The 24,192-nt window shown below is 40.4% G+C and carries 20 protein-coding genes; 14 read left to right on the forward strand and 6 right to left on the reverse strand.

Translation table 11 applies throughout. From position 1 onward, the window contains the following. Nucleotides 1–54 precede the first annotated feature (54 nt). Complete coding sequence (locus RFW85_RS12795; protein WP_005073026.1) at nt 55–672, reverse strand: TetR/AcrR family transcriptional regulator; 618 nt, start codon at nt 670–672, stop codon at nt 55–57. A 78-nt stretch (nt 673–750) separates the two neighbouring features. On the opposite strand from RFW85_RS12795, the gene adeD reads away from it, so the two are divergent. Beyond that, on the forward strand, nt 751–1,875 hold the full coding sequence (adeD, locus tag RFW85_RS12800) for a multidrug efflux RND transporter periplasmic adaptor subunit AdeD (RefSeq protein ID WP_170249293.1): 1,125 nt from the start codon (nt 751–753) through the stop codon (nt 1,873–1,875). A gap of 9 nt (nt 1,876–1,884) precedes the next feature. Further along, entirely contained in the window at nt 1,885–4,998 is a 3,114-nt protein-coding gene (adeE, locus tag RFW85_RS12805) for a multidrug efflux RND transporter permease subunit AdeE (protein ID WP_170249295.1), read from the forward strand. A 78-nt stretch (nt 4,999–5,076) separates the two neighbouring features. On the opposite strand, the gene RFW85_RS12810 is transcribed toward adeE, so the two are convergent. Both RFW85_RS12810 and RFW85_RS12815 read right to left on the reverse strand, forming a co-directional pair. Next, nucleotides 5,077–5,682 (reverse strand): nitroreductase family protein, encoded by a 606-nt coding sequence (locus RFW85_RS12810; RefSeq protein WP_002118380.1) that lies wholly within the window; start codon nt 5,680–5,682, stop codon nt 5,077–5,079. Nucleotides 5,683–5,733: 51 nt separating this feature from the next. Then, nucleotides 5,734–6,876, reverse strand: coding sequence for a glycerate kinase (locus RFW85_RS12815; RefSeq protein WP_309171590.1), 1,143 nt, complete (start codon nt 6,874–6,876; stop codon nt 5,734–5,736). Nucleotides 6,877–7,275: 399 nt separating this feature from the next. On the opposite strand from RFW85_RS12815, the gene RFW85_RS12820 reads away from it, so the two are divergent. The 5 genes from RFW85_RS12820 (at nt 7,276) to epmA (ending at nt 13,211) form a co-directional block, all read left to right on the forward strand. Next, nucleotides 7,276–9,684 carry an FdhF/YdeP family oxidoreductase gene (locus RFW85_RS12820; RefSeq protein ID WP_309171591.1) on the forward strand — a complete coding sequence of 803 codons (2,409 nt, stop codon included), beginning with the start codon at nt 7,276–7,278 and terminating at the stop codon, nt 9,682–9,684. A gap of 78 nt (nt 9,685–9,762) precedes the next feature. Then, nucleotides 9,763–10,554, forward strand: coding sequence for a formate dehydrogenase accessory sulfurtransferase FdhD (gene fdhD / locus RFW85_RS12825; RefSeq protein WP_309171592.1), 792 nt, complete (start codon nt 9,763–9,765; stop codon nt 10,552–10,554). A gap of 119 nt (nt 10,555–10,673) precedes the next feature. Continuing rightward, nucleotides 10,674–11,066 carry a YkvA family protein gene (locus tag RFW85_RS12830; protein WP_069140875.1) on the forward strand — a complete coding sequence of 131 codons (393 nt, stop codon included), beginning with the start codon at nt 10,674–10,676 and terminating at the stop codon, nt 11,064–11,066. A 106-nt stretch (nt 11,067–11,172) separates the two neighbouring features. Next, on the forward strand, nt 11,173–12,240 hold the full coding sequence (locus RFW85_RS12835; protein ID WP_309171593.1) for a 4-phosphoerythronate dehydrogenase: 1,068 nt from the start codon (nt 11,173–11,175) through the stop codon (nt 12,238–12,240). Beyond that, nucleotides 12,237–13,211 carry an EF-P lysine aminoacylase EpmA gene (gene epmA / locus RFW85_RS12840; protein WP_309171594.1) on the forward strand — a complete coding sequence of 325 codons (975 nt, stop codon included), beginning with the start codon at nt 12,237–12,239 and terminating at the stop codon, nt 13,209–13,211. The genes RFW85_RS12835 and epmA overlap by 4 nt, the downstream gene beginning before the upstream one ends. A 58-nt stretch (nt 13,212–13,269) precedes the next feature. Here the strand turns inward: epmA and RFW85_RS12845 are convergent, their stop codons facing one another. Beyond that, on the reverse strand, nt 13,270–14,241 hold the full coding sequence (locus RFW85_RS12845) for a Tim44 domain-containing protein (RefSeq protein ID WP_032007052.1): 972 nt from the start codon (nt 14,239–14,241) through the stop codon (nt 13,270–13,272). Nucleotides 14,242–14,323: 82 nt separating this feature from the next. Continuing rightward, entirely contained in the window at nt 14,324–15,712 is a 1,389-nt protein-coding gene (gene radA / locus RFW85_RS12850) for a DNA repair protein RadA (RefSeq protein ID WP_005073053.1), read from the reverse strand. A 342-nt stretch (nt 15,713–16,054) separates the two neighbouring features. Between radA and RFW85_RS12855 the strand changes: the two genes are divergently transcribed. The 6 genes from RFW85_RS12855 to RFW85_RS12880 all read left to right on the forward strand — a co-directional run bounded on the left by RFW85_RS12855 (nt 16,055) and on the right by RFW85_RS12880 (nt 22,467). Beyond that, on the forward strand, nt 16,055–17,548 hold the full coding sequence (locus RFW85_RS12855; RefSeq protein WP_170249306.1) for a sodium:alanine symporter family protein: 1,494 nt from the start codon (nt 16,055–16,057) through the stop codon (nt 17,546–17,548). 310 nt (nt 17,549–17,858) lie between these two features. Next, the gene (locus RFW85_RS12860; RefSeq protein ID WP_046813161.1) at nt 17,859–19,265 is read left to right on the forward strand and encodes an amino acid permease; all 1,407 of its coding nucleotides are present in this window, start codon (nt 17,859–17,861) and stop codon (nt 19,263–19,265) included. A 140-nt stretch (nt 19,266–19,405) separates the two neighbouring features. After that, complete coding sequence (locus RFW85_RS12865) at nt 19,406–19,627, forward strand: lipoprotein (RefSeq protein WP_002118887.1); 222 nt, start codon at nt 19,406–19,408, stop codon at nt 19,625–19,627. Between the two features lie 22 nt (nt 19,628–19,649). Beyond that, on the forward strand, nt 19,650–20,900 hold the full coding sequence (gene lysA, locus RFW85_RS12870) for a diaminopimelate decarboxylase (protein ID WP_086265485.1): 1,251 nt from the start codon (nt 19,650–19,652) through the stop codon (nt 20,898–20,900). A gap of 5 nt (nt 20,901–20,905) precedes the next feature. Beyond that, a complete protein-coding gene (gene dapF / locus RFW85_RS12875) occupies nt 20,906–21,751 on the forward strand; it encodes a diaminopimelate epimerase (RefSeq protein ID WP_170249308.1) in 846 nt (281 codons plus the stop codon). Nucleotides 21,752–21,861: 110 nt separating this feature from the next. After that, entirely contained in the window at nt 21,862–22,467 is a 606-nt protein-coding gene (locus tag RFW85_RS12880; protein ID WP_170249310.1) for an alpha/beta fold hydrolase, read from the forward strand. A 48-nt stretch (nt 22,468–22,515) separates the two neighbouring features. Here the strand turns inward: RFW85_RS12880 and RFW85_RS12885 are convergent, their stop codons facing one another. Continuing rightward, nucleotides 22,516–23,139, reverse strand: a complete 624-nt coding sequence (locus tag RFW85_RS12885; protein WP_216076576.1) for a LysE family translocator — start codon at nt 23,137–23,139, stop codon at nt 22,516–22,518. A gap of 165 nt (nt 23,140–23,304) precedes the next feature. Between RFW85_RS12885 and xerC the strand changes: the two genes are divergently transcribed. After that, nucleotides 23,305–24,192: a tyrosine recombinase XerC gene (xerC, locus tag RFW85_RS12890; protein ID WP_170249339.1), complete on the forward strand. Its 888-nt coding sequence runs from the start codon at nt 23,305–23,307 to the stop codon at nt 24,190–24,192.

Below are 24,192 nucleotides of genomic sequence, written 5' to 3' on the forward strand. Positions count from 1 at the left end.
TTAGCTATTTCATATAAAGAGCCCTTTTATAACAAGGGCTTTTTTGTATTCAGTCTATTCTTTATATTGCCATGCTTTTAAAAAGGTTTGGCAAACTTCTTGATTTAACCGCTGTAGTTCTTCTGGAGTTGGAATATTTCCACTAATCAACGTAGCGGGATAGGTATAGCCCATTACGGCACCGAGGAAAGCCTTTGTTGCTTCCTCTGGCTGATCAATTTTAACAATACCAGCATTGTGTGCAGTTGCAAGAATATCGGTTAAAGATCTTTTAATATTCCCTTGAGTACGTTGCTGAATTTTAGGAAGAATTTCTTTCATTTCAACTAAGGCAATAATCAGCAATCTTTGCAGGCGAATGACGTCAATATGATAAAAATGATTTTGTACAGACTGTCCAATTTCTAACAATAATTGATCTAGTCGCTTATTTTTCAATTCATGCTGCTCAATGAAAGGTGCTTCCATTTCTGCTTTTAAATGATCAAAGACTTCAATAAGTAACGCTGTCTTTGTCGGGAAATGGTTGTATAAAGTTTGTCGATTTGTACCGGCTTTCGTGGCAACAGCCTCTAAACGGACTTCTAATCCATGCTCAAGGAATAGTTCACGGGCTGCTGCCACAATAGTAGGGCGAATTCGAGACGGACGACCTGGTGATTTTTTTAGCATATCGGTTTTCTTGCACATCGTATTTATTTACTTTACAGTAAAGTAAATAAATTGTCTATAAGTCTAGGGTGCCAAAATATGTTTGGTTCGGTTTTTTTTAATCATAAGTACTTGTGGTTATTGCCTTTGCTACTTTTTCTTAATGGATGTGATTCTGATCCGCCTGCCCCTAAAAATATTCAGCAGGTGGGTACGATCACTATAAAACCAGAGACGATTGAATCTACCTATCAATTGGCTGGTAGAACGGTGGCCTCTGAAATTTCTCAGGTCCGTCCACAAGTCAATGGAGTAGTAATAGAGCAATTATTTAAGGAAGGCACGCAAGTAAACAAAGGGCAGCCACTTTATAAAATTGATTCATCACTCTATCGGGATAGTGTGGATGAAGCCGCTGGTAATCTTGCATTAGCAAAAGCCACTGTAAATTCGACTCGCCTTCAAGCCGAGCGTTATAAAGAATTAATTAAAGTAAATGGGGTGAGTCAACAGGAGCTTGATAATGCTCAAAGTGCATATGAGCAAGCGAAAGCGACTGTTGCCGTAAATGAAGCTGTATTGAAAACAGCACGAACCAATTTACGTTACACACAAGTTAGTGCGCCAATTTCAGGACGGATAGGGCGTTCATCTATTACACGTGGGGCTTTAGTCACCTCTGCTCAAACAGAGCCTTTAGCAACGATTCAAAAACTGGACCCCATGTATGTTGATTTGACTCAGTCGAGTGATGAATACATGGCACTGCGTAAACAGCTTACTGAAAATGGAATAAAACCGACTGAACTTTCAGTACGTTTGAAGCTTGAGAATGGCACTGCCTATGCAGAACAGGGGACTTTTAAGTTTAGTGATGTTGCTGTAGATGAGGCGACAGGAAGTGTCACCTTACGTGCAGCATTTCCCAACCCCAATAATGCGTTATTGCCCGGCCTGTATGTGCGGGCAGAACTTGGAACGGGAACACGTCCTAACAGCGTCTTAATTCCTCAAGGTGCGCTGTTCCGAGACGCAGAAGGAAATCCACTTGTTTGGATTGTTGGAAAAGATAATAAAGCCGAGCAACGAAAAATTACTCTAGGCGATGCAATTGATAATCGTTGGTTAGTGACCTCTGGCTTGAAAGCAGGAGATCAAGTCATTGTTGAGGGTCTGCAAGGCTTAAGTGCCGGCATGACGATTGAACCTACCCCAATGAGTTGAGGATTGCGTATGTTGTCGAGTTTTTTTATTGCACGACCTATTTTTGCTTGGGTCCTCTCTATTTGTATTATGGCATTGGGGACAATTTCGATTTTAACATTACCCATTGAGCAATATCCTGACATTGCACCACCAGGTGTAAATGTTACTGCAAATTATCCGGGAGCATCTGCTAAAACTGTTGAAGACAGTGTTACCCAGATTTTGGAGCAACAAATTAAAGGGATTGATGGTCTACTGTATTTTTCATCGAGTAGTAGTTCGGCCGGTCAAGCACGCATAAGTCTTAGTTTTGATCAGGATACCAATCCTGACACTGCTCAGGTGCAGGTGCAAAATGCTGTGAATCAGGCACTGAGTCGATTGCCTCAAGAGGTTCAGCAGCAAGGGATCACTGTGACAAAGTCACAAGGCGATAGTTTACTGGTCTTTGCGCTTTACGATGAAAGTGGGACTAGATCTTCTGTCGACATATCTGACTATATGGTGAGTACACTGCAAGATCCATTAAGTCGGGTCGATGGAGTGGGTGAAATCACCGTATTTGGTGCTCAATATGCAATGCGCATCTGGCTTGATCCTCATAAATTAAACAGTTATGGATTAATGCCATCAGATGTTAGAACTGCAATTGAAGCACAAAACACTCAAATTACAGCGGGAGAGTTGGGCGCATTACCCACGCGTGATGGGCAGGCTCTAAATGCAACAGTAACAGCATTATCTCGGTTACAAACCGTGAGCCAATTTGAAAATATTATTTTGCGCACACAAACCAATGGTGCGGTTGTATTACTTAAAGATGTTGCTCGAGTCGAGCGTGGTGCAGAGAGTTATCAGACTTCTACACGTTTGAATGGAAAGCCAGCTTCGGGTATGTCTATTCAGCTTGCATCTGGTGCCAATGCATTAGAAACGGCTGAACGAGTTAAAGCTGAAGTCACACGGTTAACTGCCTCTATGCCAGCGGGTTTAAAAGTTGCATACCCACGCGACAGTACGCCATTTGTAGAAGCCTCGGTAAATGGGGTGATTAAAACTTTAGCTGAAGCGATTGTTCTCGTCATTATTGTCATGTTCTTATTTTTGCAAAGCTGGCGTGCAACTTTAATTCCGGCAATTGCAGTTCCGGTCGTATTGTTAGGTACATTTGCTGTGTTGAGCGTACTTGGCTATAGCATTAATACACTGACTTTGTTTGCAATGGTACTCGCAATTGGTTTACTGGTAGATGACGCGATTGTCGTTGTAGAAAATGTCGAGCGGGTTATGCATGAGCAAAATGTTGATGCTCGGCAAGCCACCCTAATTTCAATGCAGGAGATATCGGGTGCGCTGGTGGGTATTGCCATGGTACTCGCAGCGGTATTTTTACCTATGGCATTTTTTGGTGGTTCCGTCGGGATTATCTATCGCCAGTTCTCGGTAACGCTTGTATCGGCAATGGTACTTTCTGCAATTGTTGCTTTAACACTTTCACCTGCGTTATGTGCAACATTACTCAAACCTGCAAATGAAAAACATAAGCAGAGAAAATTCTTTACTTGGTTCAATCGTAAAGTCGAACAAGGGCAGTCAGGCTACCGCACAAAGCTAGTTGCTGTTTTAGGTAAACCCAAAGTCTTTATGATCATATTCGTAGGTATTACCGCTTTGTTAGGCTGGCAATATACGCGTATGAATACGGGGTTTTTACCACAAGAAGACCAAGGCTCGGTTATGGTTCAATTTAGTACGCCTGTAGGCACGACACTAGCTGAAACAGAGCGGGTTGGTAATCAGATTGCAGATTACTTTTTGACGAAAGAAAAGGATAATCTCAATGTGATTTTCATGGTGATGGGTAGAAATAACGCAGGCAGTGGGCAAAATGTTGGGATGGCATTTGCTGAACTTAAACATTGGGATGATCGAAAAGGTAGTGAAAATACGGCAGAAGCTGTGATTGCTCGTGCAAATGCACATTTTAAGTCGCTACGTGAAGCTCGCGTTCAGGTACTGTCACCTGCTTCTGTAAGAGGTCTTGGCCAATCAAGTGGTTTTGAACTTTGGTTGCAAGATGCTGAAAATAAAGGACGTGATGCCTTACTCGCCGCAAAAGATAATGTACTCAAAGAAGCAAATGCTGATGCAGGATTAGCAGCAGTACGCTTAAATGGTTTAGATGATAAAGCTCAGTTACAAGTCGATATCGATCAAAGAAAAGCCAGTGCTTTTGGCTTGGCTCAAGCTGATATTAGCAATACTTTGTCGACCGCATGGGGCGGATCTTATGTAAATGACTTCATTGATAGAGGACGTGTTAAGCGTGTTTATTTACAAGGAGATGCGAACTATCGTTCCTTACCCCAAGATATTGGACAGTGGTATGTTCGTGGTACTAGCGGTGAAATGACGCCATTTTCTAGTTTCTCTTCTATGAAATGGCAGATGGGCCCTCAAATGCTGCAACGCTTTAACGGTCTTTCAGCCGTTCAAATACAAGGTTCTGCGGCAGCTGGTGAGAGTTCTGGTGGGGCTATGGATAAGATGCAGCAGTTAGTTGACCAACAACAAGGTTTTAATCTTCAGTGGAGTGGGTTGTCTTATCAAGAGAAACTAGCGGGTGGCCAAACGATCTGGTTATATTTAGCCTCAATCATCTTTATCTTTTTATGTTTGGCAGCACTTTATGAAAGTTGGTCTATTCCTGTCTCTGTCATGCTAGTGATTCCTTTAGGTCTTATTGGCGCTGTAGTTGCTGCAAGTCTGGCAGGTTTTGTTAACGATATTTACTTTCAGGTCGCTATGCTTACCACCATTGGGCTTTCTGCCAAAAATGCTATTTTGATTGTTGAATTTGCGGCAGCTAAGTTAGAGGCTGGTCAGGCATTAATGGATGCCATTATTGAAGGTGCTGGTCAGCGATTACGGCCAATTATTATGACATCTCTGGCTTTTGTTGCAGGTGTTCTTCCATTGGCTGTATCTACAGGAGCAGGGGCTGTTAGCCGAAAAGAAATTGGTATCGCCGTAACTGGTGGGATGATTTCGGGAACTCTACTTTCTATTTTCTTTGTGCCTTTATTTTTTCTTTTAGTTCGTCGTTTAACCAATAAGTTAAACACCAAAAAGGCAAAATGATTTTACAAAACAGAATGTCATTAACAATTAGGCCCTCATGCTATAAATAGCATGAGGGCCTAAAATCTGACTAAAAACTTAGAATGTATTTTGAATAATGACATCGTCGTAAGGAAGTTTGCCCACGCGTGGGTAAGGCTCGGAAGCTGACTTACCAACAGCAATCATTAAACATACCACGTGATCTTCAGGTAAGTTAATGAGCTTTGCCATCGCGTCAAAGTCAAAACCATCCATAGGGCAACTGTCTAAACCATGCTCTTGAGCAAGAAGCATCAAGGTTTGAGCAAAAATACCTGCACTACGCATAACTTCGTCACGTTGGGTTTGTGGACGGTCACGGTAATATTGGTCAATTGCGCCAGCCATAATATTTTGTACTTCTGGAGTTGCGCCATCCCACACACGCTTAGCATCAACTTCCCATGTATTTACTTTTGCACACAACACAATTAGTAATGATGATTCTGTAACTTGTGGTTGATCCCAAGCAATGGTGCGAATTTTTTGTCTTAACTCAGTATCTTCAATGATGACTGGACGCCAATGTTGTAAGTTAAAAGCGCTTGGCGCATTTGCTAAAACTTCTTGTAATAACTGCTTTTTGTTATCTTCAGAAAGTTGAAAAGCAGGGTCGAAGCGTTTAACTGCGCGGCGGTTACGGATGGCATCAATAACATTCATAAGATTTTCCTATCTCTTGGTTTGACCGTTTTTAAAATAACAAAGTAATATTTAAGCTTGGTTCATATTAAACTGAATTAATCTCGCAATATCGATAGTTCTTTCATAAATGAGTTTTGCTGCATGTTCGCAGGCTTGTTCTAATGTGATGGGACCATTTGTTAGCGAAAAAGCAGCTGTAACCCCATGTTCATAAAGCGCTTGGTAGCCTTCGCCTAATGTCCCTGCAATGACAATGACAGGAACATTGTGTGTTTTGGCAATTTGACTCACCCCAAAAACTGTTTTACCACTTAAAGTTTGCTGGTCAAATTTACCTTCACCGGTAATGACCCAATTTGCATTAGAGATTTTATGTTCAAGTTGATTCAGTTCACCTACGACTTTAACGCCAGCTTTAAAATCTGCATTTAAATAACTTTTGGCTGCAAAGCCCAAACCGCCAGCAGCGCCAGAGCCTGCGTCATCTCGTTTATCGAAACCTAAAAGTTGTGCCGAGACATCGGCAAAATGGGCAAGAGCTCGATCAAGTAACTTTACTTGAGTAGGGGAAGCCCCTTTTTGTGGACCAAAAATATGAGATGCGCCGTTTGGACCGCAAAGTGGATTGGTCACATCGGCAGCTAGTAAAAACCGCGTGTGCTGAATACGTGAGTCGAAATGTGTTAAATCAATTTTTGATAGGTTGCTTAGAGCGAGACCACCAGCGGGTAAAACCTTTTGTTTGGCATCGAGCAAAACAGCACCTAAAGCACTCAGTAATCCTGTGCCACCATCATTAGTAGCACTACCGCCTACAGTTAAAATAATGTCTTTTGCACCTGCGTCTAAAGCATCCAAAATGAGTTGGCCTGTTCCAAACGTTGTGCTGTGGCAGGCATCACGTTCTGACGGTGGGACTAACTGTATGCCGCTCGCTTGAGCCATTTCAATGATGGCGATTTTTTGTTTTTCTAACCATCCCCATTTGGCTTGAACAGGCTGACCTAATGGCCCGACTACAGTTTTTTCACGCCATTCACCTTCACAGACCTCTAACACTGCTTCAATAGTTCCTTCGCCGCCATCGGCCATCGGGCATAAAATCGTTTCTGCATGAGGAAAAACTTCTTGCCATCCTTTGGCAATGGCCTGAGCTACGTTTAAAGCAGATAAGCTGTCTTTAAATGAATCAGGGGCGATCACAACCTTCATAAATGCTCTAATGTGGATAGATTTTTAATTGTTTTATACTGTTTAATGCGAAAAAAACATAGATAAAGACATGTAAACATCAATTTTAAAAGGCTTTCAATCTGTTAAAAATAAAAGCCAATAATGTTTTGATCTGTAAAAGGCGGAGTTTCTATCTTTTTAACTCATTGTTTTATATGTTTTTCTATAAATAGCGCCGTTGGCCTAAATGATTGTAATTGTAAAAAATATGGCACATATTATAAGAACAGTTGAGCCAGCTTTTTAAAATATGGTGAATAACATACCAAGCGGACTCTACCCACAAGCTAGACACCAGCGATTCTTAATATAAGCATAATTAAATTGTGGTTTTATTGGATCTGTTGAATGTCTAAGAAGAAATAAGAGGATGAAAAAGTGGATAATTCAGAAGAACAAAAGCATATACAAGAAAATAACGGTTTTGCGCGAATTGAGCCATACACTCATCCTGCTGGCGGGTGGGGCGCACTCCTTAGTGTTGCTCGAAACTTAAAGCGACAAGATATTTTAGGTAAAGGTTCAATTACCTTACTCAACATTAACCAGCCTACAGGTTTTGACTGTCCTGGCTGTGCATGGCCAGAAAAGAAAGATGCTCATGCGTTTAACTTCTGTGAAAATGGTGCAAAAGCAGTTGCCTTTGAAGCAACCAGTAAAACAGTGACTCCTGAATATTTCGCAGGACATACCGTCAGTTGGTTATCAGAACAAAGTGACTTTTTCCTCGAAGACTTAGGCCGCTTAACAGACCCAGTTCGCTACGATGCTGCAACCGATAAATATGTGCCTATTTCATGGGACGATGCATTTAAACTCATTGCTCAACATTTACATGCGCTAGACAACCCAGACCAAGCGGCATTTTATACCTCTGGCCGTGCCAGTAACGAAGCAGCATTTTTATATCAATTGTTTGTGCGAAGCTTTGGTACAAATAACTTTCCAGACTGCTCGAATATGTGCCATGAAACCACAAGTGTTGGTTTGCTTGACTCGATTGGTTTAGGAAAAGGCACAGTCACCCTAGAAGACTTTGATTTAGCCGATGCAATTTTTAGTTTTGGGCACAACCCCGGCACCAACCATCCACGTATGTTAGGTACTTTACGTGAAGTATCTAAACGCGGCGGCAACATTATTGCGATTAACCCAATTAAAGAGCGAGGTCTTGAGCGTTTCCAAGACCCGCAAGCACCGCTTGAAATGATGACTAACGGCAGTACGCCAATTAGTCGTTATTACTTCCAACCTAAAATTGGGGGCGACTATGCACTCATGTTGGGTATGTTAAAACACTTAAATGAGTGGGATAAAAAAGCAATTGCCTCAGGTAAACCAAGCATTTTTGACCGAAACTTTATTGCGGTGAATACCGTTGGTTTTGATGAAATGATTGCTGAGGTTGAAAGAACTGAATGGGCAGATCTTTATAAACACTCAGGCCTATCGCCTGAACATTTAGAAAAACTCGCCAAACTCTTTTTAGAATCCGAGCGTTCAATTTTCTGTTGGGGAATGGGCATCACTCAACACCGCCACGGAACAGCCAATGTACACATGCTGGCAAATTTATTGTTGGCACGTGGTCAAATTGGCAGACCAGGTGCAGGGCTATGTCCAGTTCGCGGGCATAGTAATGTGCAAGGCGACCGAACCATGGGCATTAATGAACTGCCTAGCCCTAAATTACTCGACAACATTGATCGCGTATTTGGAATTAAATCACCGAGAAAAAATGGACATGGTGTCGTTGAAACCATTAAAGCCATGGCTGAAGGCGAGGTCAAAGTCTTTATTGGTTTAGGTGGGAACTTTGCAGTTGCAACGCCAGATACGCCGTATACCCAAGAAGCACTTAGAAAGTGTAATTTAACTGTTCATGTCGCAACTAAGTTAAACCGTAGCCATTTGGTGTGTGGTAAAGATGCTCTTATTTTGCCATGTTTAGGCCGTACCGAAATTGATGAGCAGCTTCATGGCCCACAGGCAATTTCAGTCGAAGATTCGATGAGTAATATTCATTTGTCAGCAGGGCGTAACGCTCCAATTTCTGACAATATTTTGTCTGAACCAGATATCGTCGCCCGAATGGCCGAAGCAGTGCTTCCAGACAGTCAGATTAAATGGAAATGGTATATCGAAAGCTATGACCGTATTCGTGACTCTATTGCCGATGTCTTTGATGAGTTCCATGACTTTAATTTACGTGTCTATAAGCCGGGTGGCTTCCACCTCGAACATCCAGCCAATCAGCACATCTGGAATACAAAAAGTGGTAAAGCGCAGTTTATGATTACACCGCTGAGTGAAGTCTATGCCGATAAAGAAAATCAGTACGCTGCCGCATATACCGACAGTAAAGTTTATACCTTGATGACCACGCGTTCTCATGACCAATACAACACTACTCTATATGGTCTAGATGACCGTTACCGTGGGGTGTTCGGTCAGCGCCGTGTGTTGTTTATGAACCAAGCTGATATTGATGAAGCTGGATTTGAAGCAAATCAGTGGGTCGATATTGAAAGTGTTTTCTCGGACGGTGTAAAACGTATCGTGCATAGTTTCCGTATTGTGCCGTACAACATTCCGCGAGGCAGTTTAGCCGCTTACTATCCGGAAACTAATCCTTTGGTGGCATTAAGCAGTCATGATAAATATGCCAAGATTCCTGCTTCAAAAAGTGTTCCTGTGATTTTGCATCCCGGAAATGCGCCAGAGCATTTTAACTTGGCAACGGCAGTAGCTCCTGAAGATGCCGATAAGAAAGTCAGTAGCCTTTAATCAAAGGCAATATTAAAAAATATCATCTAAACAAATGGCGCTCTAAACAAGCGCCATTTTGAAATAAAGGAAATAATTTTGACACCACATTCTTATGGGGTTGAAACATTACTAGTACAGCGGTTTAACAAAACCAACTATGAAAATGTTTTAGATCATATTGTGCAAGAGTACCCAATCGCCTTGGTGTATAACGGTATTTCGCATGCGGTGATGATGGCCACACCGACTGATGTTGATTTATTTGCCAAAGGCTTTAGTCTCTCCGAAGGAATTTTAACAAACTTAAAAGAGCTATATGCGCTTGATGTACATCAAAATGAATTGGGCATTACGGTAGAAATGACCATTTCATCGAGAGCATTTGCTGCCTTAAAGGAACATCGCCGTATGATGGTAGGCCGTACAGGCTGTGGTTTGTGTGGAATTGAGAGTTTAGAGCAGTTTCAGTTAGATGTTCCAAAAATTACAACGCATGCATCAAAAATATGGCTTGAGCAAATTCCGAGTGCCATTTCCCATTTAAAAGCCCAACAGGAAATTACCGCTTTAACGGGTGGCGCACATGCCGCAGCATGGGTGATTGATGGACAAATCGTGGCTTTATTTGAAGATGTTGGCCGCCATAATGCTTTAGATAAATTAATCGGTTATTTAGCGCAAGAAAACTACGACACCAGTTTAGGTTTTGTGGTGATGACCAGTCGGGCAAGTTATGAACTAATACGAAAATGTGCCAAGCTGAATATAAGTCTACTGGCGTCAATTTCAGCACCTACCAGCATGGCTATTCAATTAGCCAAACAATCTGGCCTGACTTTGGCGAGTTTTTGTAGGGGAGATAGATTTGTTTTATATACAGAAATTTAAAATATATTGTTCAAGATGAAGAACCTAAAATAAAGCTCATCTGACATTTCTTTGGCTTTTAAGCTAAGGATAGGTTTTATGGATTATTATAAAACTCTAAAGGTTCAGAGTCTGTCCAAATGTCTTGGTTACAATCACTAAAAGAATGGGCAAAACGTCTAAAAAAACAAATTATTATGCTTTGGTTTGCATCAAAGCATCCTCAAATGCCATGGTTCCCAAAAGTTATTGCTGTGGTGGCTGTGGCGTATGCCTTTAGTCCAATCGATTTAATTCCAGATTTTATTCCTATTTTAGGCCTTTTAGATGAGGCCATCATTCTACCGATGCTGATTTGGTTAGCTGTTCGTTTTACACCTCAACAAGTCATTTTAGATGCGGAACAACAAGCTGAAGAATGGCTAGATCAACAGGAGCGTCGACCTCAAAATTATTTGGTTGCTGTGTTGATTATTCTAGTTTGGATCACACTGGCCGTGATGGCCTATTTCTACTTTGGTGGTGGCTTGTAATTTGCAAACCGTCAAAGTTTAGAATCGTGAATTTAAAGGCATTAACATTGTGCTTTGCTACAACTCAAAGGATAATAACGTTTTTATAAGCTATGGGTTGCAGACAATGAAAATCGTCGCAGATGAAAATTTGGCATTTACCGATTACTTTTTTTCTGAGTTTGGCGATATTCAACACAAAGCAGGACGTATTTTAACCCATGCAGATGTAAAAGATGCTGAAGCTTTATTGGTTCGTTCGGTTACTGCAGTTAACGCAAGTTTAATTGAAAACACAGCATTACAATATGTGGGCAGTGCCACAATCGGGACCGATCATTTAGATATTGCGGCGTTAGAAAAACAAGGAATTACATGGGCAAATGCGGCTGGTTGTAATGCGCAAGCGGTTGCTGAATATGTCATTACTGCTTTACTTCATTTAGATGCAAACCTTTTAGAACAACAAGAAAAATTTACCCTAGGTATTGTTGGCCTTGGCAACGTCGGTAAGCGTTTGGCTTATATGGCTCAGTTACTTGGCTGGAATGTAATTGGCTTTGACCCATATGTGAAACTAGACACAATTGAAAATGTAAGCTTAGAAACTCTGTTGCAACAAGCCAATGCCATTTCAATTCATGTGCCGCTTACTAAAAATGGTGAACATGCCACATATCATCTGTTTGATGAAAAAGCTTTTGCAGCGCTTCAACCTGACACGATTTTAATTAATAGTGCACGTGGCCCAGTCGTTAAAGAAGCCGCTTTAATGGAAGATATTCAACGTACCCAGCGTAAAGTCGTGCTTGATGTATTTGAGCATGAACCAGTCATATCAGAAGAACTCATAGAGATGTTGGCTTTAGCAACACCGCATATTGCTGGTTATAGCCTTGAAGGAAAAGCCCGTGGTACACAAATGATTTATGAAGCGTTTTGCCAAAAATTTGGATACGACATTAATAAGCGTTTTGAAACTCAGCTACCTGCATGCGAAGACTATTTTTCGGGACATGATTTAAAAGCTGTATTAAAGCAAAAACTATCTCAAATTTATGATATTGCTCAAGATGATGCCAATATCCGTGCTTGTATTAAAGACGGAAAAGTAGAGCAAAAAGCATTTGATTTATTACGTAAAAATTATCCGCTGCGCCGTGAATGGGCAGCACATGAGGGACCACAGGCATGAGTTTAAGTTATCAACCTACTTGTTCAATTGATGCCTTAAAAGCACGTGCCAAGCTCTATAGCCAAATCCGTCAGTTTTTTGCGGAACGTGATGTCATGGAAGTTGAAACACCGATTGTTTCACAAGCAGGCGTCACCGATGTGCATTTAGCTTCGGTTCAGGCTTTGCGTCATATTAACGGTAAATTGCAAACTCAATATTTACAGACATCACCAGAGTTTGCGATGAAGCGTTTATTGGCGAGCGGTAGTGGGCCGATTTATCAAATCTGTAAAGTTTTTCGAGACGATGAGCACGGGCGTAAACACAATAGTGAATTTACCATGCTTGAATGGTACCGTCCGGGTCTGGACTTAAAAGCGTTAATGCATGAAACAGCAGACTTATTACAAACCTGTTTGCAGCATCGTTTTGGTGAAGTTCGTCCGTTTATTTTAAGTTATAAACATGCCTTTCAAGATCGTCTTGATATCAACCCTTTGCAGGCAACTTTGAAACAACTCAAAGATACGGCAAATCGTGTGGGGTTAAATCTCGATTTGGGCGATGATCGCCTAGCTTATATGGATTTGTTATTTTCTCATTTTGTTGAACCAAGTTTAGGATTTGATGCGCCGGTCTTTTTAACTGACTTTCCGCCAGAAATGGCCTCTTTGGCAAAAGTGAAAGTAGATGAAGATGGGGAGGAGGTCGCGGCACGTTTTGAGGTTTATATTGAAGGCTTAGAGCTAGCCAATGCCTACGATGAATTGCTTGATGCAGATGTGTTACGTTCACGCTTTGAAGCAGACAATGCAGAGCGGGCTAAGCAGGGGCTTCATGTCATGCCTTTAGATGAACATCTATTATCAGCGTTGCCTCATATGCCGGAATGCTCAGGTATCGCTTTAGGTGTAGACCGTTTACTCATGGTTGCAATGGATCAGGTCAAAATTGAAAAAGTAGTGACCTTTCCAGCAGAAATTGCTTAAACGCTGACAAATAAAAAAGCCACAATATTGTGGCTTTTTTATTTAGGATTTATTTAGCTTAAGCTTGTTGAATACCTGCAACAACCCAGTCTTGCTGAGAGCCAGCAGGTTTAACAAAGTGCCAGATTTCGGTAAACGGTTGTGGCAAGCTGTTTAAGTCTTCACTTACTGTACCAGTGAATCGTACGCTTACTACGTATTGACCATTTTCAGTCGCACTGTCTACAACCATCGCATTCAAGTTACTAAATTCAGCAACATCCTGATCTTGGTTGGCCATGATGTCGTTATACATTGAACTATAAAGTTCTGGCGTTAAGTAACGGCGAATTTCTTCAATGTTACTTGCAGTATTCATCGATTGGATATGATTAAAACGTTGACGTGCAATACGTAAGAACGCAGCTGGTTCACTACCATCTGGAAGTTGATTGCCATTGCTCGTTGTTACACCGCCAAAAGGCGCTTGCGTTGCTGCACCGCCACCCACAGATTGACCAAAGATATTTGTATTATCGCCAGCATTGCGTGGAGTTGCTTGTGGTGCAGCAGAACGGCCAAATGGGTTTTGACCGCCATTATTTGGTGCGTAAGGATTATTAGCTGCTAATTTTTTTTTTGATCCCAATTTACGGAATACAAAGAAAGCTAGAGCTGCTGCAAGTAATACCCAAATCCAACTTGGAATACCACCTTTTTTCTCTTCTTGTGCTTGCGCCTGTGTTGCTTGTTGTTCAGTAGATGTTGGTTTGTCATCAGCTAAAGCATTTGCTGCAACAGCACCTACGGCAGCACCAGCCACACCAGCTGCAACCATTGAACCAACGCCTGGACCAGATTTCTGAGGCGCTGTAGTAGTTTGTTGAACTGGAGTCACTTGACGAGGTTGTTGATAAGACTGGCTTGAAGTGGTAGATCGTGCCATACCGTGGCTTTTACCACCACCTGCACGTTTAGCTTCAGCAAGAGGCGAAATTGCTAAAGCAGCCATTAAAATACCGGTAATCAAGCCACGCTGGTGTACTTCCATAGGAAATTCCTGTTTAAAGTTAATTTACAATAGTATTTATGCAGGTATTTACCTTAAATTTCAACCTTAAAAGTATGTTTTTTTATGTCAATTCATCACTGAGTTGCATGGCTTCGGTCAAGGCTTCATGCAATCGAGCAACGGCAATGACTTGTACGCCCGGAATTGCCTTTTGAGGGGCGTTTCCTCTTGGTAAAATGACATATTTAAAACCATGTTTTGCTGCTTCTTTTAAGCGTTCCTGACCGTTAGGAACAGGACGAATTTCACCTGAGAGACCAACTTCACCAAAAACTGCAAGTTGTTGGGGTAATGCTTTAGTACGTAAACTTGAAGCACAGGCTAATAAGACAGCCAAATCAGAACCTGTTTCAGTAATTTTTAAGCCACCTACAATGTTGACGTATACATCTTGTCCAGTGGTTTGCACGCCGCCATGACGATGCATTACAGCAAGCAGCATATTTAAACGGTTTTGTTCCAGACCAAGTGCAACACGTCGTGGTTGTCCTTGAGCATCATCAACTAAAGCTTGTACTTCAACCAAAAGAGGGCGAGTTCCTTCACGGCTAATCATGACAATTGAACCGGGAATCGCTTCATCATAACGACTTAAGAAAATGGCAGAAGGGTTAGCAACTTCACGTAAGCCTTTATCAGTCATGCCAAATACGCCAAGTTCATTGACGGCGCCAAAACGGTTTTTAACAGCACGAATCATTCGATAACGTGAGTCCGATTGGCCTTCAAAGTAAAGTACGCAGTCCACCATATGCTCTAAAACACGCGGACCTGCCAGTGCACCTTCTTTGGTCACATGACCAACAATGAATAGCGCTGTGCCACTATTTTTTGCATAACGGGTTAATAAAGCAGCTGATTCACGAATTTGTGAAACACCACCCGGAGCTGACTGGAGGGTTTCTGTATAAAGGGTTTGAATCGAATCTAGAATAGCGACTACAGGTTTTTCTTGTTCTAAAACTTCACAAATGCGTTCTACACAGGTTTCAGCCATGACTTTTAATTGGTCAGTTGGCAGGTCGAGACGTTGCGCACGAAGCGCCACCTGAGATAAAGATTCTTCACCTGTAATATAAAGTGCAGAACTTTTTGCGCTTGCCATGTGGGTTGCTGTTTGTAAAAGAATGGTTGATTTACCAATACCAGGGTCACCACCAATCAATACAACAGAACCTGTCACCAAGCCGCCGCCGAGCACTCGGTCAAATTCACTAATGCCTGTAGGTAAGCGGGTTTCATGAGAAACTGAAACTTTATTTAGCGTTGTAATGTTAGCAACTTGACCCGCATAGCCCCCAATTTTAGGACGCGCACGGTGAGCAGTGGTAGGCTCAAGTTTAACTTCAGTCAGAGAATTCCATTCACCACACTCTGAGCATTGACCAGCCCATTTAAGATGATCGGCGCCACATTGTTCGCAACGGTAAACAGTTTTGACTTTGCTCATAAAAAATTGAAATTTTGCTCAATATTATATAAATATAGTTCTATAAAGAGTCCTTAACTTTTTCTCCTACGTTTTTCATGTAGAACATTAGGAATTAGAAAAGGTTCTTTTTTTAAGAACTAAAAGGGAAAGACGTCAAAAATAACACGATATAGGATTTTTACAAGTCAGATAGAGTTTGTTTTAAGTGGATATAGAAAATCTAATCTATCCCCAAGGAAGGTGTTTTTACTGATGTATGTATCTAACTGTTTATTATAGAGATGGCATGGATATTGCTGAAGTAAAAAATGAACAAAATAATATGAGTATTGTATTTTTAAATACAAAAGGTTGAAATGTATGAGTGCAGCAGAAATTGTTGATTGGATAAATAGCATAATCTGGAGTAAGGGACTTATTTACCTGTGCTTAGGCGCGGGTTTATTTTTTTCTATTTTGACAAGATTTGTTCAAGTACGTCAAATGAAGGAAATGGCTAGACTACTAATAAAAGGTACGTCTTCAGAGCAAGGGATTTCATCTTTTCAGGCTTTAGCCGTTTCATTATCAGGGCGAGTAGGGGTAGGTAATATTGCAGGGGTTGCGGCAGCAATTGGTTTTGGTGGACCAGGTGCTGTCTTTTGGATGTGGTTAGTTGCATTTTTAGGGGCTGGCACTGCATATGTAGAATCTACTTTAGGTCAAATCTATAAAGTCGAATATCAAGGGCAATATCGTGGTGGCCCAGCATTTTATTTTGATAGAGGATTGGGACAACGTTGGTTAGGGGTTGTATTTGCTATAGCAGCGATTGTTTCTTGTGGTTTATTTTTACCCGGTATTCAAGCAAATGCTGTAGGGAAGGCATTTACCCAGATTACAGGTGAAGGGGCAATTATTTTTGGTGATATTGGTTTATTTAAACTTGTAGCGCTTGTGGTGATTGTTGGTTTACTTGCCATCATTATTTTTGGCGGAATCAAACGGATTGCGCGATTTGCTGAGTTTGTTGTTCCTTTTATGGCTGCTGGATATATTCTAATGGCTGTAGTGATTGTAATTGCGAATATTCAAGAGTTACCAGGAGTCGTTAAATTAATCTTTGAAGATGCCTTTTCTCCTATGGCGGGTCTCGGTGCAGCGATCGGTTGGGGAGTAAAACGTGGTGTTTACTCAAATGAAGCAGGGCAAGGAACAGGTCCTCATGCAGCATCAGCAGCCGAAGTACAGCACCCAGCTCAACAAGGTTTTGTGCAGGCATTTTCAGTTTATGTTGATACCTTATTTGTATGTTCTGCAACAGCTTTCATGATTTTAATTACTGGCAAATACAATGTTCAAGGAACTTTAGAAGCTGGTCAATTTATTGTGCAACATGTGGGAGCTAGTGTAGAAATAGGCTCACCTGCATTTACACAGATGGCAGTCAGCACAATGTTTGGTGATTTTGGGCAAATCTTTGTTGCTCTAGCTGTGTTCTTCTTCGCTTTTACAACAATTGTTGCATATTACTATATTGCTGAAACTAACATTACTTATCTAAGCTACATTACTAAATCTCCATCATTATTATTTGTGACCAAGTGCTTTATTATTCTTTCTGTATCTTATGGGGTTTTAAGTGCAACTGGTTATATTTGGGGTATTGGTGATATTGGTGTCGGTTTAATGGCATGGATTAATATTGTCGGAATTATTGTGACTTATTTTGTATGGAAACCAACTATTAAGGCATTGAAAGATTACGAAGAACAGCAAAAGGCTGGTGTAAAGGAATTCACATTTGATCCTGTTAAATTAGGAATTAAAAATGCGACTTTCTGGGAGGAAAGATTAAAAAATAAGCAGAAATAAATTTAATTTACTTTTCCAATAATATCTCTCAAAAAAGTAGCCGTAAGGCTACTTTTTTTGTTTGTATAGAGCGTTTGAAGTTATTAGACAAAAGTTGACTTAAGAGTCCGTTGTATTGCAATAGGCTTGTGCGTATTATCGCCAATGATTGTATGTAGCTTGAAATCATCAGCAATACAGACAAAAATTGGTTAGTTGAAAAGTTGTCAAAAAATATACATTTAAAAGATGCCTGCAAATGGTGCGATATCGTCTTTTTGATTTGCGTTTAGCTAACTGACTAAAAAAATTACTGGAGTGCGTTCATAAAATGTCGAATCAAAATCTGAGTGAATCTCATGAACAAGGTGAGCTCCATCGAAGTCTTTCTAATCGACATTTACAGTTGATTGCGATTGGTGGTGCAATTGGTACCGGATTATTTATGGGATCAGGTAAAACAATTAGTCTTGCTGGACCATCGATCTTATTCATTTATCTGATTATTGGTACGATGGTTTTTTTTGTCATGCGTGCGCTTGGCGAATTACTTCTTTCAAATCTTGCCTATAAATCATTTATTGACTTCACCACAGATTTAATCGGTCCATGGGCGGGTTACTTTGTGGGATGGACATACTGGTTATGTTGGATCACCATTGGTATCGCTGACCTTTCTGCAATTATCTACTACTTACAATTCTTCAATAATGGTCTGCCTTTCTCGCCTGTCGAAGGGGCGATGATCAGTGTTGCCGCGATTGTATTTATTATGGGTTTAAACCTGTTAACAGTTCGCTTATTTGGTGAGTTAGAATTCTGGTTTGCGCTTATTAAGATTCTTGCGATTATTATTTTAATCGCTGTGGGCCTATGGATGATCTTTACAGGCTTTACCTCAAGTACAGGTGAAGTTGCTTCATTTACTCATCTTTGGGCGAATGGTGGTTTCTTCCCAACAGGAGTGCATGGCTTCTTGGCAGGCTTTCAAATCGCAATCTTTGCCTTCGTTGGTGTGGAACTTGTGGGAACAACGGCTGCGGAAACGAAAGATCCAGCACGTAACTTACCAAAAGCAATTAACTCAATTCCAATCCGTATCATTATTTTCTACGTATTGGCATTATTGATTGTAATGTCTGTAACGCCATGGAATAAAATTGATCCAGCGATCAGCCCATTTGTAAACTTGTTTAGTCAAGCAGGCGTGGCAGCAGCTGCGATCTTGATGAACTTAGTTGTATTGTCATCAGTGATGTCGTCAATGAACAGTGGGGTCTTCTCAACAAGCCGTATGTTATTTGGTTTATCTCGTGAAGATCAGGGTCCAAAAGCTTTTGGTAAATTAAACAAACGTGCAGTACCAGCAAATGCTTTGTATTTCTCTGCTGCCTGTTTATTGTTAGGTGCAGCATTACAGTATTTTGTACCAAATACAGTTGAAGCATTTACGCTTGCAACAACACTTTCAACGATTCTGTTCATTTGCGTGTGGTTACTTATTATCTGGAGTTATATCCGTTATTACACTACGCGTCCTGAGCTGCATGCAAAATCAACATTTAAATTGCCAGGCGGTCTATTTACATGTTGGATCACGATTATTTTCTTTATTGGTATGATTTACGTGTTGTCGTTGGAACCAGATACGTTCAAAGCGCTTAAAGTCAGCCCAATTTGGTTTGTTATCTTGATCATTGGTTATTTCTTCTTCTATAAACCACGTCATAAAAAGTAATTAAATTTATTTGCTTATGATCAAACGCTGGCTGAAAAGCTGGCGTTTTTTATGCATATTGTTTTTCTCTTTAAGTTTACTCTTTAGCCGTCTGCATGATCACGGTATACTGCATCGAATTGTTTAAATCAGGTGCTCAGATGCGTCGTGTCATTTGCCTCATCAGTTTATTGAGCAGCAGTATTTTGCTTAGCGCTTGTGGTCAGTCAGGAGCATTACAGCTACCTTCTGATCCGAATTATGACAAACGTGCGAAATACTTGCTCTATCGTAATAAAGAACAGAAACAAGTTGTTCAACAGGATGAGCAGGCTGAACAGCCAGTTGAATCATCAGCCCCAACCCAAACAACTTCACCTTAAGCTTTGAAATAAGGACACATTCATGAGTTTCACTCGCATTAATGGAGTATTGCATGCAGAGCAATGTTCTATGGAGCAGCTTGCGCAGCAATTTGGCACCCCTTTGTATGTTTATTCAAAAGCAGCTTTTGAAAAACATTACTTAGATATGGACCGTGCTTTTGATTTTATTGATCATCAAATCTGTTTTGCGGTGAAATCTAACTCAAATATAGCTGTTCTTAATGTGTTGGCAAAACTTGGTGCTGGTTTTGATATCGTATCAGGTGGTGAACTTGCACGTGTTCTAAAAGCGGGTGGAGATGCATCTAAAGTTGTTTTTTCTGGCTTGGGTAAAACCGAAGCCGATATCGAAACATCGTTAAATGTAGGCATTGCTTGTTTTAACGTAGAGTCTTATGCAGAACTAGACCGCCTTCAAAAAGTTGCAGCTCGTCTAGGCAAAAAAGCGCCAATTTCTTTACGTGTAAATCCAGACGTAGATGCAAAAACTCATCCTTATATTTCAACTGGTTTAAAAGAAAATAAATTTGGTATCCCAAGTGATACCGTTTATGAAACCTATCAATATGCTGCATCTTTACCAAACCTTGAAATCATTGGAATTGACTGTCACATTGGTTCGCAATTGACCGAGACTAAACCGTTTGTTGACGCTTTAGATCGTGTCATGGTGATGATCGAAGAATTGAAAAAACTTGGTATTACTCTTAAACACATTGATATCGGTGGTGGTTTGGGTGTTTGTTATAAAGATGAAACACCACCAAGTGTTGAAGAATATGCCAACTCAATGAAACCTGCTTTAGAAAAGTTAGGTCTCAAGGTCTATATGGAGCCGGGTCGTAGCATTAGTGCAAATGCAGGTGTGCTTTTAACAAAAGTTGATTTGCTCAAGCCAACGAGCCACCGTAACTTTGCCATTATTGATGCAGCAATGAATGATTTAATTCGCCCTGCTTTATATGAAGCTTGGATGGATATACAACCTGTAGTGCCAAGTTCTGATACTGAAGAAAAAACTTGGGATCTTGTGGGTGCAATCTGTGAAACAGGTGACTTCATTGGTAAAGATCGTTCATTGGCTTTAAAAGAAAATGACTTATTAGCTGTTCTTGGCGCTGGCGCTTATGGTTTTGTAATGAGTTCAAATTACAATACACGTGGACGTGCCGCAGAAGTGATGGTGTCAGGCGATAAAGCCCATTTGATTCGTGAGCGTGAAACGGTTGAATCCCTTTGGGAAAAAGAACGCTTATTGCCTGAGGAGTAAATGAAATGTTGTTAGAATTTACTAAAATGCATGGCCTAGGCAACGACTTTATGGTGGTTGATCTAATCAGCCAACGTGCTTATTTAGATACAGAAACAATTCAACGCTTAGCTGACCGCCATTTTGGTATTGGTTTTGATCAGCTATTGATTGTTGAACCACCAGATTTACCAGAAGCAGATTTTAAATATCGTATTTTTAATGCTGATGGTTCTGAAGTTGAACAGTGTGGTAATGGTGTACGTTGTTTTGCTCGTTTTGTCCATGAGCGTCATTTAACAACCAAAACAAGTATTACTGTCCAAACCAAAGCAGGTATCGTAAAACCTGAATTGGGACAAAATGGTTGGGTTCGCGTGAATATGGGCTACCCGAAGTTCTTGCCGAATGAAATTCCATTCATTGCTGAACAACCAGAAGCTTTATATACACTTGAGTTAGCTAACGACCAGAACATTAATATTGATGTGGTTAATATGGGCAACCCCCATGCTGTCACTATTGTTCCAGATGTATTAACTGCAGATGTTACTGGCATTGGCCCACAAGTTGAGTCGCATAAACGTTTTCCTGAACGTGTTAATGCTGGCTTTATGCAAGTAATTGATGAAAAACATGTTCGCTTACGTGTATTTGAGCGTGGTGTCGGTGAAACACTTGCATGTGGTACAGGTGCTTGTGCCGCTGCAGTAAGTGGTATGCGCCGTGGCTTACTTGCGAACTCAGTTGAAGTTGAGCTTGCTGGTGGTAAGTTACAAATTGAATGGCAAGAAGGTGATGTGGTCTGGATGACGGGTCCAACAACTCATGTATATGATGGGCGTTTGGATTTACGTTATTTCCAAGGTTAATAGCATTACCTAAATAGAAGCCTCTTTTCATCAGCTAAAGTGATAAAAGAGGTTTTCTTTTATATGTATATATGTACAATAAATTTTTAATTTTATTACTTTATAAAAATATGAATAATTTAATTTTCTTACCCGGCGCTTCAGGAAGTATTAGTTTTTGGCATCCTTTAATTGAAAAATTACCTCAGCAATACCGTACAAAAATTATTGGTTACCCCGGTTTTGGCGATACACCAGAATCCCTTGAAGTGAAGAGTTTTGAAGACCTAACAAATTATGTGGTCGATCAAATTAATGAAGAATCTGTAATTATTGCTCAATCAATGGGTGGGATTTTTGCCGTTGCCGCAGCGCTAAAAAAAACTCATTTGGTGAAAGGGCTGGTCTTAATTGCTACTTCTGGTGGAATCGACCTTAAGCGATTTAATGTACAAGACTGGCGTGAAGCATACCGCCAAACATTTTTAAAATATCCTGATTGGTTTATTACTACCAATGTTAACTACGAAGAGTTTTTATCAGATATAAACATTGAAACTTTATTAATCTGGGGCGATAACGATCCAGTGAGCCCCGTTCAGGTGGGTCAATATTTAAATCAAAAATTTGAAAATTCGATGTTATATGTTGTGAAAAATGGCGACCATCAATTGGCAGAAGAACATGCTGATGAAGTGGCCGCACAAATTAATGATTATTTAAAAAAGATGAAGTAAGTTTTTTAAAAACGGAAGCGTGCTCTGTTAGCACGCTTTTTTTAAAATTTATCTTTTACTCAAAGCTAATTTCAAAGCAAATAACACAAAAATACTGCCAGTAATCCGATCCATATATTTCACAAATTTGGGTTGCTTAAGATAACGTGACAGTGGCTGCATAGCTAAAATTAATAAAGTTGACCATAACATTCCAATGACGACATGAATCATTACCAGTCCCATCACCCAAGTAACTGCTGATGCTTGTGGTGGAATAAACTGTGGAAGAAATGAAATATAAAAAATTCCGACTTTGGGATTAAGTAAGTTACCCAAAAAACCTTTAATAAACCAATTCTGTGAAGGGGACGTATTTGAACTATTCTCTTGCATGTCTGCGAGTTGGCTACGTGGTTTTAAAATCATATTCAAACCCAGCCACGCTAAATAAGCAGCACCCATCCATTTCAGAATATTAAAAGCTAAATCAGAAGCCATGAGTAAAGCACCCAGACCACAAGCAACCACAATTCCCCAAGCAATACAACCAAGACAAATGCCAATAGCTGCTTGAAATGCTTTCGATTTACCTTCAAGTGTAGCGGTACGAATAATTAAAGTCGTATCTAAACCAGGTGTAAGCGTAAGTAAGGTAATCGCAATTAAATAAGGAATGAGTATGGTGGTCATGGCGGCAAGGTCCAATGAATACTTGGTTTAAATTGTAATATATAAATTAGATCAGCATTAGATTGTGCGGTATCAAATTTTCATGATCACATAGTTTTTGGTACACTCAAAAAAATGAGCAAATAAATGGAGAGCAATTTGGATTTTGCATTACAACTGCTCTCAATGTGGTTAAAAGAAAGAAAAATTCAGAATCAGTCTGAGCACACGATTACTGCTTATGAAAGAGATGTTAAAAGCTTTCTTGAGTTCTGCGAGCACAAACAACTAGATTTGAGAAATATTGAAGCTTCAGATTTAAGAGAGTACTTAGCGCAGCGTGTCGAACAGGATCAGTTAAGTTCAAGTAGTATGCAACGCCATCTCACCTCAATTCGCCAGTTTATGAAGTGGGCTGAACAAGGCAAATATCTAGAAATTAATCCTACTGACGATTTTAAGTTAAAACGCCAACCTAGACCTTTACCAGGCATGATCGACATAGAAACAGTTAATCAAATTTTAGATCAACCTATGCCTGAAAAACCAATTGATCAGCAATTGTGGTTACGTGATAAAGCCATGCTTGAGTTACTTTACTCAAGTGGTTTACGGCTCGCTGAACTGCAAGGCTTAACGATTAAAGATATTGATTTTAATCGTCAACTCGTTCGTATTACCGGTAAGGGGAATAAAACCCGTATTGTACCGTTTGGGAAAAAGGCAAAAGAAAGCTTATTGAATTGGCTAAAAATTTATAATATCTGGAAAGGCCATTTTGACCAAAATGCTTCCGTTTTCATTTCACAGCGAGGCGGTGCATTAACCCCTAGGCAAATTGAAAAGCGTGTAAAACTTCAGGCACAAAGAGCGGGTGTAAATGTCGATTTACACCCACATTTACTTCGACATTGTTTTGCTAGCCATATGCTATCGAGTAGCGGTGACTTGCGTTCAGTACAAGAAATGCTAGGCCATAGTAATTTATCTACAACACAAATTTATACCCATATTGATTTCGATCATTTGGCTCAAGTGTATGATCAAGCCCATCCAAGGGCACATAAAAGCTAA

Source organism: Acinetobacter sp. 12966, from assembly GCF_031196995.1.
Classification (GTDB): Bacteria; Pseudomonadota; Gammaproteobacteria; order Pseudomonadales; family Moraxellaceae; genus Acinetobacter; species Acinetobacter geminorum.